Annotated in this window: 12 protein-coding genes and 3 pseudogenes; 6 read left to right on the top strand and 9 right to left on the bottom strand. The window is 69.4% G+C overall.

The genetic code is table 11. The features are described from left to right. Positions 1 to 29: 29 nt before the first annotated feature. From ABZ434_RS32065 to ABZ434_RS32040, 6 genes and pseudogenes are all read right to left on the bottom strand, one after another. Positions 30 to 434, bottom strand: a complete 405-nt coding sequence (locus ABZ434_RS32065) for a response regulator transcription factor (RefSeq protein ID WP_359144156.1) — start codon at positions 432 to 434, stop codon at positions 30 to 32. Beyond that, positions 431 to 1,537 carry a PAS domain S-box protein gene (locus ABZ434_RS32060; RefSeq protein WP_359144153.1) on the bottom strand — a complete coding sequence of 369 codons (1,107 nt, stop codon included), beginning with the start codon at positions 1,535 to 1,537 and terminating at the stop codon, positions 431 to 433. The genes ABZ434_RS32065 and ABZ434_RS32060 overlap by 4 nt, the downstream gene beginning before the upstream one ends. Beyond that, positions 1,534 to 2,226, bottom strand: coding sequence for a response regulator transcription factor (locus ABZ434_RS32055; protein WP_359144150.1), 693 nt, complete (start codon positions 2,224 to 2,226; stop codon positions 1,534 to 1,536). Before ABZ434_RS32055 ends, ABZ434_RS32060 begins: the two co-directional genes overlap by 4 nt. Further along, on the bottom strand, positions 2,223 to 2,612 hold the full coding sequence (locus ABZ434_RS32050) for an STAS domain-containing protein (RefSeq protein ID WP_359144165.1): 390 nt from the start codon (positions 2,610 to 2,612) through the stop codon (positions 2,223 to 2,225). Before ABZ434_RS32050 ends, ABZ434_RS32055 begins: the two co-directional genes overlap by 4 nt. A 676-nt stretch (positions 2,613 to 3,288) precedes the next feature. Further along, a pseudogene (locus tag ABZ434_RS32045) lies at positions 3,289 to 3,393 on the bottom strand (uracil-DNA glycosylase); the annotation flags it as partial. Positions 3,394 to 3,417: 24 nt separating this feature from the next. Then, entirely contained in the window at positions 3,418 to 4,455 is a 1,038-nt protein-coding gene (locus ABZ434_RS32040) for an NAD-dependent epimerase/dehydratase family protein (protein WP_359144146.1), read from the bottom strand. Positions 4,456 to 4,901: 446 nt separating this feature from the next. Between ABZ434_RS32040 and ABZ434_RS32035 the strand changes: the two genes are divergently transcribed. Continuing rightward, positions 4,902 to 5,063, top strand: coding sequence for a hypothetical protein (locus ABZ434_RS32035; RefSeq protein WP_359144143.1), 162 nt, complete (start codon positions 4,902 to 4,904; stop codon positions 5,061 to 5,063). A 32-nt stretch (positions 5,064 to 5,095) separates the two neighbouring features. Here ABZ434_RS32035 and ABZ434_RS32030 read toward each other — a convergent pair whose 3' ends face one another. After that, positions 5,096 to 5,563 (bottom strand): MarR family transcriptional regulator, encoded by a 468-nt coding sequence (locus tag ABZ434_RS32030; protein ID WP_359144141.1) that lies wholly within the window; start codon positions 5,561 to 5,563, stop codon positions 5,096 to 5,098. Between the two features lie 84 nt (positions 5,564 to 5,647). On the opposite strand from ABZ434_RS32030, the gene ABZ434_RS32025 reads away from it, so the two are divergent. The 3 genes and pseudogenes from ABZ434_RS32025 to ABZ434_RS32015 all read left to right on the top strand — a co-directional run. Further along, entirely contained in the window at positions 5,648 to 6,574 is a 927-nt protein-coding gene (locus ABZ434_RS32025; protein WP_359144138.1) for a zinc-binding alcohol dehydrogenase family protein, read from the top strand. 475 nt (positions 6,575 to 7,049) lie between these two features. Continuing rightward, positions 7,050 to 7,445 (top strand): annotated as a pseudogene (locus ABZ434_RS32020) (VOC family protein). Between the two features lie 529 nt (positions 7,446 to 7,974). Beyond that, positions 7,975 to 8,214 (top strand): annotated as a pseudogene (locus ABZ434_RS32015) (transposase); the annotation flags it as partial. Between the two features lie 99 nt (positions 8,215 to 8,313). On the opposite strand, the gene ABZ434_RS32010 reads toward ABZ434_RS32015, so the two are convergent. Together ABZ434_RS32010 and ABZ434_RS32005 are read right to left on the bottom strand one after the other, a co-directional pair. Beyond that, positions 8,314 to 8,745 (bottom strand): hypothetical protein, encoded by a 432-nt coding sequence (locus tag ABZ434_RS32010; protein WP_359144135.1) that lies wholly within the window; start codon positions 8,743 to 8,745, stop codon positions 8,314 to 8,316. Between the two features lie 87 nt (positions 8,746 to 8,832). Then, positions 8,833 to 9,075 carry a PHP domain-containing protein gene (locus ABZ434_RS32005; protein WP_359144132.1) on the bottom strand — a complete coding sequence of 81 codons (243 nt, stop codon included), beginning with the start codon at positions 9,073 to 9,075 and terminating at the stop codon, positions 8,833 to 8,835. Positions 9,076 to 9,305: 230 nt separating this feature from the next. Here ABZ434_RS32005 and ABZ434_RS32000 point away from each other — a divergent pair, with 230 nt between their 5' ends. Beyond that, entirely contained in the window at positions 9,306 to 9,614 is a 309-nt protein-coding gene (locus tag ABZ434_RS32000) for a hypothetical protein (protein WP_359144129.1), read from the top strand. 526 nt (positions 9,615 to 10,140) lie between these two features. Next, positions 10,141 to 13,308, top strand: a complete 3,168-nt coding sequence (locus ABZ434_RS31995; RefSeq protein ID WP_359144126.1) for a discoidin domain-containing protein — start codon at positions 10,141 to 10,143, stop codon at positions 13,306 to 13,308. Positions 13,309 to 13,342 lie beyond the last annotated feature (34 nt).

Below are 13,342 nucleotides of genomic sequence, written 5' to 3'. Positions count from 1 at the left end.
CGGAACCTCGGTGAAGGCCCACCGCGTCTTCACCGAGGTTCCGTTACCGCCCGGCGCAGGGCTGCGATGAGCTCCCGGTTGCTCACCCCTTTGAGTACGTACTCGCAGACGCCGGCGCTCATCATCTGCTCGACGGAACCCTTGTCGTCGTACGCGGAGAACGCCACGATTCGGCTGCCGGGTGAGCGCCGTGCGATGGCCCTGGCAACGGAGGGGCCTCCGCCGGGGAAGCGGACGTCCAGGATCACGAGGTCCGGTTGATGGCGGTGCGCGAGCCGAAGGGCCTGCTCGTCGCTGCGCGCGGTGCCGACGACATCAAGGTCGGGCTGCGCCTGAACGACCTCGCTCAGCGACTCCAGGAGCATGACGTTGTCATCGCAGAGGATCACGCTGAACGGTGAACCGGGGGAACCGTCCGGCGTCGCCGCGGTCACGGCGCATCGTCCTCCGACGTCGAGACCGGAACCGGCAGCGGATTCGGCACCCAGAACTCGACTGTCGTGCCCGTTCCGGGGCGGCTGTGCATGGACCACCACCCCCCTGCCGTCTCGGCTCTCTCCCTCATCTCGATGACCCCGAAGTGTTCGCGGGTGCCGTCCTGGGACATGGGCGCGCCTGTTCCGTCGTCCTTGACTCGCGTGAGGACTCCTCTGTCCGCCGATTCGATGGAGACGTCGACTCTGCTCGCATGCGCGTGTTTGCGCACGTTCAGCAGTGTCTCCTGAACGATTCGGAAGATGGTGATGGCCATCTCGGGCGGAGGTTCTCGGTCCAGCCGGTGTTCGAACGAGTAGGGCATACCCCAGGAGGAGCCCACGACGTCATCCAAGTGGCTGGAGAGTCCGTCGACCAGGCCATGCCGGTCGATCCCGGGTGGATGCAGCCGGAAGGTCAGGCTCCGGAGGCGGCCGATCGCCTCGCTGACCGATGTGTCGAGACGCCGCAGTTCCGCGGCGTACGCCTCCGGTACTCGGTCCGCCAGCAATTCCAGCCTCATCCCGACAGCGACCATCGCCTGGATGGAGTCGTCGTGGACGTCCCATGCGATCCGGCGGCGTTCGGTCTCCTGCGCCTGGACCAGGTGATCGAACAGCCGTCGACGCTCGGTGAGGGCATGCTGCGCCGCCCGCCGTTCGGACATGTCCCGGGTTACCTTTCCGAATCCCTGCAGCACGCCCTCTTCGTCCCACAGGGCGGTAATGACCACGTTGGCCCAGAACCGGGAGCCGTCCTTGCGTACGCGCCAGCCCTCGTCCTCCAGTCTGCCCTCGGCCACGGCGGTCTCCAGCTCCCACTGCGGCTTGCCCGATGACTGGTCCTCAGGCGGGTAGAAGACCGAGAAGTGCTGGCCGACGATGTCCTCCGCCCTGTACCCCTTGATACGCTCCGCCCCCGCGTTCCAGCTGATGATGTAGCCCTGCGGGTCGAGCATGAAGATGCCGTAGTCCAGCACCCCCTGGACCAGCAGCGTGAAGGCCGCATCCGACAGTGGAGCCGCTGCCTTGCGCGCCCGAGTCTGTTGCGGCTGCTGCGTCACGTGAGGAGTCCTTCCCGTCGCGCGATCGTCACGGCTTCCAGCTGGGAACGCGCACCCAGTTTCTCCAGCACCCGTTGGACGTGGTTGCGCCCTGTGTTGAGGGCAACCCCCAGTTGATCGCTGATCTCCGCGGTGGTGCGCCCCTCTCCCAGGAGATGAAGAGCTTCACGTTCCCGGGGAGTGAGGTTGGCACCGAGCCCCGGCGCCCTGCCGGTCAGCTGGTCCAGAACGTCGCCCAGCAGATCCTGGCTGAACACCACCTCGCCGGCCGCCACCCGATGTACCGCTTCTTCCAGTTCGCGCAGACCACGGGCCTTCAAAATGAGGCCTGCTCCGCCCGCCTCCGCGACGCGCGCGGCCACCGATGCGCTGCCTTCACCCGCCAGGACCAGGACGCGGGCGTCAGGCGCGAGCGCCAGCAGCTCGGCAATGGCGGTGACCCCGTCCCCGTCCGGCAGGCGCCGGTCCATCAGTACGACATCCGGCTGGTGTCGCTGTGCGTCGACCAGTGCCGATGCCACCGACCCCGCACGCGCCACGATCTTCAGCTCGGGCGAGCGCTCCAGCGCGAGACATATCGCCTCGGCCACCATGTCGTGGTCCTCTACCAGCAGGATCCTGACCGGTCGGGTGTACGGGGAAGGTGAAGGCATCAAGGCATCCTTGCAGGTGGCGGATCGCATGATCATGCCAGTCTCCGGGGTGGCAACCCGGCGGGGGCCGCCGATGGGGCGCCACGGTGTGTTCCTGCCGTGCCCGAAGCCCATTGAGCGGATCCCGGGTTCGTGTCCCTCTCCACGAACATGCCCTCGGCCCCGATGAGGCGGAGGAGCCGCGCCAACTGAACTCCGACTCCTTCCACCACGAAATCCACGCCGGTCCCAAGAACGGCTGCCCGCGCCCTGAGCAAAGCGGTCAGACCGGCACAGTCGCAGAAGGCGACATCGGTCAGATCGAGGCAGAGACTGGTCGCTTCCTTCGCCAGACAGGCTCTTACCGCCTCCCGGACGGCGGGGCCGGTCTGGAGGTCGAGTTCACCGGCGAGAATCACTCGCGCGACGCCCGCATGAACCACGACGCGCGAGGTGAAGGGGTAAGTGGTCACGGCGTCCCGCACCCCTCCCCGCTCAAACCCGGCACGCACCTGCGCACCTCGGTCCCACGAACCCTGCCTTCGGAGGGGTCCCTTGTCGTCAGCTGCCGCATCACTACCCCATAGCGTGAGGACATCAGGTCAGCTCTAGTGAATCTACACTAGTTGCCGAAGTCAACACTCTCCGGCAAGGCTGTCTGCGGTGCACGGCAGGGGTAACGCGGACAGTGGACGGGCCGCCCGTGGGCCTGTTGCCGGTGACCCCCATCCGGCCTGCCCCGAGGTTGCCGGCGTACGCCTGTGAAATGTCCCCACCGCCATCGGATCCACGCCCGCACCCCCAGCGTGAACTCGGGATACCTCGGTTCGGTCCGGGCGCGAGCAGGACCCCTCAACGGAGCGTCCACCAGCGGAAACTGCACCCTCGGAACCCTTCCGGGTCCGCGCGGTGTCGTAGTTCGCACGGCGAGCGACCTCGCGCCGCCCGGGAAGGGGTTGGCCGTACGTTACGGAAGCGGAGTTGCGGGCACAGAGGTGCGGAGGGCTTGCGACGCAGGTGCGTCGAGAGGGGGTGTTGTGCCGTGGTGTTCCCTTACGACGGCTGACCCGGCGGGCAGGTCACGGCCGTGGCCATGGGCGGGTCGGAGCAGCGGCCCCTGAACACGGTCTGCGTCGCGTCCTTTTCGTACAGGGGGCAGCCGCGGCAGTCCTCCGGCGCCCGCCGCGGCGCTGCTACTCCCCCGCGGGACGGAACGTAGGACAGGGCGCCGGACCCGGTCCCTACTCATCAGGCCCACCGGCTGCCGGCCAACGGGGCGGTCTCTTCGCCCTCTCCGCGGACGACGCCGCGCAGGAAGGCCTTCAGCGCGTCAGAGGCCGAGTGCCGCGGCCGCCAGCCGAGTTGCTCGCGCGCCCGCGCGCAGTCCATGACCGGCAGCCGCAGGACGGCGTCGAACAGATGCGGCGATGCCGGGACAGCCCGCGCGTGCCAGGCGGTGGCCAGCGCACCCCGAACCAGCGGTACGGGTGCGCGCACCACCCGCGCATCGAGGAGGGCGCCGAGCGCACGGGCATCGGTCACGGTGTCGGCGGCCAGGTTGAAGGGGCCGCGCACATCGGTGAGCACGGCGAGCCGGTACGCCTCGGCCGCGTCGTCCGTGTGCAGCACCTGAAACCTCATCCCCTCCAGGTCAGGCACGAAGGGCAGCAGGTCGGGGCGGAGCAGCACGCCGGGAAGGTACTTCCCGCCGAAGATGCGCTTCTGCTCGGGGGCCGCCGTCTCCTTGAACAGGAAGCCGGGCCTCATCCGTACCACCCGAATCTGGGGGTGCCGCAGCTCGAAGGTGTCGAGGACCCGCTCCAGATAGGCCTTCTCCCGGCAGTATGCGGCATCCGGCCACCCATGCGTCGGCCACCGCTCGTCGACCCCCGGCTCCCGCTTGGGGCCGGGCGAGTAGGCACCCACGGAGGAGGCGTGGACCAGAGCCGGAACGCCCGCCGTGCGTACCGCGTCGAAGACCCGCAAAGATCCCTCGACGTTGCTGCGCCAGGTGACGACGGGGTCGTGGGTGGGCTGGAAGCGCCAGGCGAGATGGACGACGGCGTCCGCACCCGCCAGCAGGGGAGCGAGCGCCCGCACGCTGTCCGGACGGGACAGGTCGACCTTGCCCCACTCCACGCCGGGCAGGGTGAGGTCGGGCAGCCGCCGTGCCAGACCCAGGACCGACCTCACGTCGGGGTCCTGCGACAGAGCCCGGACGAGGCTCGTTCCGACGTTCCCGGTCGCGCCCGTCACCACCACGCGCAGACCTTGTGATGCGTTCACCGTGACTCCTTCCGTACGACGCCCCCTGTGTCCCGGGGGCGCCGGCTGGGCTGCGTGCTCAGGGCCGCTGGAGCAGCTCGACGTTGCCAGCGGACTTCGCCCGCCCATGTCTCCTACGCCGTCGGCACGTCACCAGGGGCAGGTGGTGCGTGGCGTGACCCAGCAGGAGGAAGGCTCGGCAGCCAGGTCGGGAGCGGTCTCGGCGCTGACATCGCGCCTGCCACGCAAGATCGGTGCACGCATGAGTCACCCCGTCACTGTCCTCGACGGCCGCGCCCTGGGTTCCACGCCCCCTGCGCCGCGGCACCTCCGCCTCCGCCCGGCCGACCCGACCGACGGCTTCCCGCCGACGCCTTCTCCGCCTCAGACCCGCGTCCTCGACCGGCGCCGGCCGATGTGAGTCGGGCCACCGCGGCCCGCCCGCTCAGGGTGCCGAGGACGTCGGCATGCCTGCTATGTCTCCCATGTTCCTCCCCTCACTCGTGGTCGTCCTGCGCGGCGTCGCTTCGGCCGACATCCGGACCGACTCCGCCGCCGGCGGCTCCACCCGGACCCGGTACGGCGACCGGCACCGACCGCGGAGTGCGTCCACCCGCCCACACAGCTGAGCGGCCACCTGCGTCGGTGGGCGGTCCCGGGCTCAGGGTGTGCCGCGCGCCGGGCGTTCGGGGCGCGGCGTTGCCGACAGGGGCGGGGAGAGGAGGGGCTCGAGCAGCTGAGCGAGCTGCTGGCGCCGCTCCGGATCGAGGCGGTCGGTGGCCGGTGCGAGGGCTTCCATGCCTTCCTCGTACATCCGCTGGGTGAGTTCGCGTCCGGCATCCGTGATCAGGACGACAACGGCGCGCTTGTCCTCGGGGCTCGTCCCGCGCGTCAGCAGCCCGCGCCGCTCGGCGCGGGAGATGAGGCCGGACATCGTCGACTTGTCGAGTCCCAGGAAGGCCGCGAGGTCGCTCATCCGCAGGCGTCGGTCCCGCAGGATGCCGAGCACGCGCAGCTGGGTCAGGGACAGGTCGTGTTCGGCGCCGATGCGTGTGAGCACGCCCATGACCTGGAAGGCACTGCGGACCAGACCGTCGACCAGGGCGTCCGTGGAGTCGTCGGGAACCATGCGTGCCACCCTACTTGACATTGTTTGCATTACCAACAACTCTATTAGTGATTGGTAATACAAACCACTCTCGAGGAGCACCTCATGCATGCTGCGGTCATCACGGCGTACGACGCACCGCCCGTCTACGGCGAGCACCCCGAACCTGTGGCCCAGGGCGAGCACGAGATCGTCGTGGACGTCCTCGCGGCCGGCCTGCACCACCTGACCCGGGCCAAGGCGGACGGCACCCACTACTCCGCCACCGGCGTCTTCCCGCTGGTGCCCGGGGCCGACGGAGTCGTACGGGACTCTTCGGGCCGCCTGCGCTACGCAGCGCTGGACGACACGAACCTCGGCACCTTCGCCGAACGCACCGTGATCGACACCCGCCGAAGCGTCGCGCTTCCCGACGACGTGGATCCCGTCCGGATCGCGGCGGCGATCAACCCGGGCATGTCCTCCTGGGTCGCTCTGCGCCGCCGCATCACCTTCCGTGAGGGTCAGCGCGTTCTCATCCTCGGGGCCACCGGAAGCGCCGGACGCATGGCTGTTCAGATCGCCAAGCGGTTCGGCGCCGCCCAGGTCTTCGCCGTCGGCCGCGACGCCACACGACTCAAGGCGCTGTCCGACCTCGGCGCGGACCGGGCGCTCACCTTCGACGAAGTCGCCGCCGCAGCCGACGTCGACGTCGTCCTCGACTTCGTGTGGGGCACTCCCGCCGCCGACGCCATGCTTCCGATACTTACCGCCCGCGCCGACCGCTCCGCGCCGCTGACCTGGATTCAGATCGGTTCCATGGCAGGTGCATCCGCCCTCATCCCCTCCACGGCGCTGCGGTCGGCCCGGCTCGAGATCGTGGGCAGCGGCATCGGCTCGGTCTCTCCCCGTGACTTCATCTCCGAACTGCCGGAGCTGGTGAATGCGGTGGCCGAGGGCGCCGTCGACGTACAGGCGCGTGCCGTGCCGCTGTCGCAGATAGCGCGGACATGGTCCGAGAAGACCAGCGAGCGCCTGGTCTTCGTGCCCTGATCCCTCGGCCGCCCTCCAGCCCTACCTGTTCGGCTGCCTGCCGCCCATCGCGCGGCGGGCAGCCAGGCGAAACCCGGGAGGCGAAACTCGGCCACGTCCTGGCAGAGCACCCCGACGACCTCACCGCAGCGCTGACCGCAGGGGAAGCCCGTCTGCGCCCGTTCATCACCACTCATCAGCGCATGGCACAGTTGAAAAGCCAGTGGTTCGTGCCAACCCACCGTGCCGTTGCCGGAGTTCGTACGATGGTCCTGCATCTGGCAGTCAACGCCCGGCGCACCGTCGCCGAATCGCGCGTCCTCCGAGCCGCCGCCCAGGCAACGAACAGCGGGTGAGTTGTGGTCGGGCAGCCCACGCGAAACCCCACTCCACCGCTCCCCTCCCGCCTGCCGCCCGCCTCGCCGCCCGCGCCGGACTCGCGCCGGCGGTCCGCAGCTACCTACGCTGAGCCCTGTCCGTACCATCTGGGAGAAGCATGACAAGCAGGTTCACCGAGTTGACCGTTGACTGCCACGATCCGGAGAGGCTTGCGACCTTCTGGTGCGAGGTCCTGGACTTCAAGGTCATCGACCGGAGCTAGGACCAGGTGGAGATCGGTTCCTGGGTCCCGACCGTCGAAGATGTCCGGGCCCGCCAGATGCCGCCCACCCTGGTCTTCATCCGTGTGCCCGAGGGCAAGGCCGGCAAGAACCGGCTTCATCTCGATGTCAGCCCGATCGACGGCAGCACCGAGGACGAGGTGACCAGACTGCTCGGCCTCGGCGCCACCAGGACGGACGTGGGTCAAGGCCCAGGCCGGAACTGGGTGGTCATGGCCGACCCGGAGGGCAATGAATTCGACGTCCTGCGCTCCCTGGCACCGCAGCGCTAAGGGCTGTCCGGTCGATCTTGGGCTGTGGAACGATGTTGCCTATGACTGATGTCCGAAGGGGCCGTGCCGCGTAGAACACCAGCTTCACTTCGGCCGCGTCAACGCAGCTGGGGACGACCCTGGGTGCGCTATCGCGATGTCCCGAGACTGTCGGGAGCCGCGAACGCGGCCGTCCGCGCCCTCGAACGGGAACGTTTGACCCCGGGCATCGTGTCGGTGGCGCTGAGCGTCTGGTCTGTCCGCGTCCACGGCACCAAGCGCCGTTGGAGTCGTGGAGAGGCCGAGTTCACCTGTCCCTGCTGTGGTGAAGGCTGGGCTCGGGACAAGCTTCAAGAAGCTCTGCTGATGCTGCCAGCGAGTGCCGCTGCTCAGCTCCGGGTACAGGTCGAGAGCCTGGATGAGGTGTTGCTCAGGCGAACGCATCACGAGCCCATGACAGATCCGGAGTTGTCGTGGTGGCATCGCAGGTGCTGACCGTGTCCATGCCGTCCACTGGTTCGTTGGCTCTTGTAGGACCGGCCGGGGGGATCTGACAGAGGCTGAACGGCGACGTCCGGAGCCGCTGCTGCCTGCGGATAACAACCGCTGCGGACGGTGGCGTGATCACCGCCAGGTGGCCAACGGGATTCTGCACAGGGTGCGGACCGGAGTGCAGTGGCGTGACCTGACGGAACGATACGGGCCGTGGAAAACCGTCTACGAGGGCCATCGGCGCTGGTCCGCCGACGGGACCTGGGAGCGGCTGCTCCAGCAGGTGCAGGCGCAGGCGCAGGCCGATGCCGACGCGCCGACCTCCACCCAGGTCTGCCCTGAGCACCCGCGGCGCCCTGCGTCGCGGTCGCTACGCACCGTACGGAGAAACAAGCGGTCAGGTGAGGATGACGGGATTCGTCACCGCGGCGACGTGCCCGGTGGGATGGCGGACCTCGATGCGGACGAACGCCGAGTCCTCCGCCGTCGTGTTCCACCGCACCACACCTGACCCGTCGCCGGGGAGCGACGCCCGGTGAACCTTCCCTCGATCGGTGTGGAAGCTGACGGCCCCCTCTGGCACACCTCGTACTGCCGCCCGCGCTTCGACCTGCCCACCATGAGAGGCGAGCCGTGCTCCCACCCCGGCAGAGCGACCGTCGGTGTGGGCGGTGAACGACACGTCCACGTCGGCCGACTCGGCGATCCAGCTGTGGCCGGCACGGATTCCGGCCAGGACCGCCTCGGTGCTCAGCTCCTCGGCGAAGACCACCGTGTGGGGGGTGCCGATCTGCCCCTCCAACTCGGTGGACCTGCTCCAGGCACCCATCGATCAGCCCGTCCCTGACCTGGTGGTTCCAGTCGACAACCTCGCCCGGGTCGATACCGAGCGCGAGCCAGTGCCCGTTTTTCGTGGTCACTCCTCACCGAGAACGATCAAGAAGTCATCGGCAGCCAGATGCCCCCACACACCCGGTCCCGCAGGTGAGTTGTGCTCCGTCGTCGCCATGAAGTCGAGCCCGGCAGCGCGCGCCCGGCCGGCCAACTCCTCAGGCGTGAGTTCCCCGTCCGACGCGACCGAGTGCACGTGGCAGTCCCCGCGGTACCAGGCCGCACCGCGTCCGACCGCCCGCGCCGGCGGGAAACTCATACTCGACACGGCTCTCTCCCTCGAAGTCCTGTGGTGCCAACGCGCAGGCAGAGCTGCCGGTTCCGTCGCGTCCGAGCGGTGTGCACGTCGCGAGGTCAGGCCAGGGTCACATTCTGAACGGTCGGCGAGGCGTGTCCGGCGGGCGATCCGGGTGCCGGGGTGGGCGGCCGGGTTGACCTCAAGTCGAGTCGAGCTTCTAGGTTCGAAGGTGCAGATGTCGACACCTGGGAGGAACGGCCATGAGGACGCTGGTGCTGGGACGGACGCCCGCGAGGGTGACGGATGTGCTGGCCACGCTGCGCGCGGATGGTTTCGATGCGGAGGGAGTGAGCAGCGACGAGGAGGCCCGGAAGCTGTTGGAGGCCGAGGAGTTCGGGTTGCTGATCATCGGCGGGGGCGTAGGGCCGGACTCTCGCGCCACGCTCAAGGAGTTCGCGGCGCAGCACGGGGTTCGGCGCGTGATCGACGGCGCCCTGACGGCGCCGTTCGACACCTATGTGCGGCGCGAGTTCGAGCCCCTGATCCGGGCGACCGCTTCCCAGAGGTAACGGGTGCGGCCGCCTGGGCGTTGATCCGGGCGGCCCCCTCACTCCGAGCGGCACCCGCGCAAGACCGACGCATCTCCCGGCCTAACGGTGCGCTGCCACATCCGCCCGATGCCGGTGGAACCGGAGGTGGGTCGCTGCGAGGGTGACGGATCCCGTGGAAGATGCAGGTCTGGTGTCGAACCTGGTGGCACCGGCCGATGCTCCCGAGCCGATTGATCGTCGGTTCGACTTCGTCCGTGCGACGTCCTCCGTTCGGCTTCGGTCGTTCGGCTTCGCTCGTTCGGCTTCGGTCGTGCGCTCGCGTCTTGTCGAGCCGGTTGGTCGGCTCCCCCGCCGCCGAGCTCACCGAGTGGCACGCCGCACCTTCGGTTACGCGGGGCGGACCCGATCCCGCGTGGTCGCAGGTCGCGACCGTTGCCGCGCCCTCCTTCCCCTGCCGCCCCCCCGGGGCAGAAGCCTTGACGAGCACCGAGCCAGGGGAAAGGATGACCCGATCTGACAACGTTGTCACAGCGCGGAGGACCTCATGCCCGACACCCCGACCTCCTACGACCGACGCAGGTTCATTCAACTCGCAGGCTTGACCGGGTTGTTGTCCATGGGCTCACTGGCCCTCCTCGATGTGGCAGCAGCTGCCACCCCGCCGCCCGCCACCGGCAGCCCGCACAACGACGGTGAGGAGCGGGACAGCATCGCTGAGACCTACTACCAGGTGCTGCTGACGCACACGCGCTGGGCGGAAACCCAGTGGGACTCCGCGCTCGGGCACTACACGGCCAAGGACTTCGGCTTCGCGGTGGTCCTCGGCAACGCCGTGCTGCTGACCCAGGGGTCCTACGACGCCGCCATCGCCGGCGTCGGCAAGGAAGAGCTGCGTTCCCGCACGCTGGCCACGATCAAACACTTCGCGGCCTCCAACCGCCTCACGGGCGGCACGGAGTGGGGCCGTAAGCTGTTCTTCGACACGACCTTCCAGTTGTACTTCGTACTGGCCGCTCGACTGCTCTGGGATCAGCTGGATCCCGTCACACGGCAGAATGTCGACACGATCGCCAGCGAACAGGCGCAATACACCACAGCCCTCGGCAGCAGAACCGACCCGGCCTCCGGGAGCTGGACGCCGAACGGGCTGACCGGCGGCTTCGTCGGTGACACGAAGCTCGAGGAGATGGGCGTCTACGCCCAGTCGCTGGCACCGGGGCTCGCCTGGGCGCCCGCGGACCCCCGGCACGACGAGTGGGCGGCTGCCTTCGGCCGGTGGACCCGCAACGAAGCGGGGTTGCCCGCGGCGGATCTGGCCAATCCGGCCCTGGTCGACGGAGTCGCCGTGCTGACGAACACCGCGACGAACCTCTACGACACGTTCATCGTCGAGAACCACAACTCCTTCGGCCCGCACTACCAGGAGGAGCTGTGGCGTACTTCGGGTCGCAACGCAGCCCACTTCATCGCTGCGGGCCGGCCTCTGCCGCAGGTCCTGACCGCGCAGCCGAACGCGGGGCCGCTGTGGCGCACTCTGCTGATGGTGATGAGCGACGCGGGCGAACCGCTGATGCCCATGGTCGCCGACCGCGAACACCTCTACGGACGCGATGTGATCCCACTCGCCTTCCTCGCGCAGGTGACCGGGGACCGTGCTGCCGCTTGGGCGGAGGCGGCCATGGCAGAGCGGCTCGGGCCCTACCAGGCGTACGCGCCGGAGTACCGGCTCGCCAAGTTCTCGGGTGAGGCCAAGTACGAGCCCGAGGCCCGGGCCGAGATCGCCATCAGCTACTTGCTGCACCGGTGGCGAGCGGTGAACGGTGGTGCTGTGACGCCGCTGTCCGACGCGGAGTTCTACACGCAAGCCTCCGGGGTCCGGGACTTCGCCGAGGGACCCGGCCTGGTGGTCCAGCAGACCCCGGCCGCCTGGGCGGCCTCGGTGAGCAAGCCGGGCTTCGTCAAGTTCGCCTGGCAGCCCGCGCATGACGACTGGCTGTTCGCGCTGAGCGGCTCCACCCCGATGTTCCTGCCCTCGACCGGGGGCAAGGTGCTGCGCCGCTCGGTCACGACGTACCGCAAGGTCCGCGACGGTTTCGACGCGACCGCCTCCGTGCTCGTACTGGACACCGGCATCGCAGGCTTCACCACCCTCCCGTCGGGTGCGGTCGTCTACGCGACGAGCGGTACGGCCGCCGGCGAAGGCCGCCTGCAGATACACAACCTGACGATGCCGGGGCTGGCGGGTTTGGACGGCAGCCGCACGTACACCTCGGCCGAGGGATCGGCCCAGGTGAAGTCGGAGGACAGCGGCAACACCGCGGGCGGGGCCGGGCCCCGGGTGGATACCCTCACCCTCACCCGCGGCTCCCACCGCTTCGTCCGGATGCAAGGCGTCGCGGGACATCCTCAGTACGGGTACTCCCTCTACACCTTCTCCGTCCGGGACGGCGCGACCGGTGCCGATGTCGCCCGCGGGGCCGGCGCCACCGCTTCCTCGGCGGCGCCGGGCCGCGAGGCGGCGTGTGTTCTGGACGGCGACCCGACCACCCGCTGGGCCGTCGCCGTCGGCGAACGCAACCGCCAGGACAGCTGGCTGACGGTCGACCTCGGCAGCAGCGTCGCCTTCGACCAGGTCACCCTGGCCTGGGAGACCGCTGCTGCGAGCAGGTACCAGGTGCAGGGGTCCGACGACGGGGAGCACTGGACCGAGCTGACCCGCTTCCCGCAGGCCGACCTCACCAGTGGGGGTGGATGGCTCTCCGTGGACGGAAGGGCGGGCCTGGTGGTCCGTGACGCCGCCAATCCGCTCGCCGTCTACGGGGACGTGGTGGTGCTCTCCGACGGACCTGCCGAGGCCCTCACCGTCGAGGGACACCCGTCGGGAGACCCCACCGCGCTGAAGGCGGCGGCATCCCAGGACGCGCCGCGGGCCGGGAACCCCTCCGTGCACGCCAGCACCGCCGGCGGGCACCTGAGTCTGTTCAACCTCTCCACCGCCGCCGTGACGACCGTGGTGGCCCTGCCCCGGCAGGGAACCGGCATCACTCTCTACGCCGGATCTCAGACGGTGACCGCCTCAGGCACGGAATTCGCGGTCGACCTGAACGGGGCGAGCGCTGTGGTCGCCGCGGCCAGGTTCACCTTGCTTCCGGCCGCGGGATCGGCCGTGCCGCCAGGGCTCCGGGCTCAAGTGGTCGACGCCGCGACCCTGCGGCTGACCGGGCCGTCGTGCGACCTGCTCGTGACGGCGCCCGACGGGCGACGCACTAAGGTTCACCTGCGCCATGGCCGGACGGCGACGGTGTCGGTACGGGACGTCGTCCCCTATCCGCTCAATGACGCCGCTCTGGGATGCGACACGTTCCCGAACGCACCACGGCCCGTCGGCATGTCGGACCCGTCGGCCGCCGTGGACGGCAACGCGCGGACGTCGTGGACCCCGGGCTCCGAGCGAGCACGGATGGTCGTGGACCTCGGTTCCGTCGTCCCCGTCGAGCGCGTGCTCGCGGAGTGGACGACGGGAAGGGTGCCGCGGGCGACGATCGAGTTCAGCGACGACGGCGTCACCTACGCGCCCGGTGGAACGCTGCGGGGCCGCGCCGGCGAAACCGGTCTCACCGTCGCCGCCACCGCCCGGTACGTAGCGCTCGATGTCTCCGGCTGGAGCACCCGCCACGCCCGGCTCAGGACCCTTTCCGTACTCCCCCGGTGAGAGTCCCGGCACCCGTACGCGCGTGAGACAGGAT

The sequence above is a fragment of the Streptomyces sp. NPDC005761 genome, from assembly GCF_040630635.1.
In the GTDB taxonomy this organism is placed as follows: Bacteria; Actinomycetota; Actinomycetes; order Streptomycetales; family Streptomycetaceae; genus Streptomyces.
This window is presented reverse-complemented; position numbering and strand designations above follow the sequence as displayed.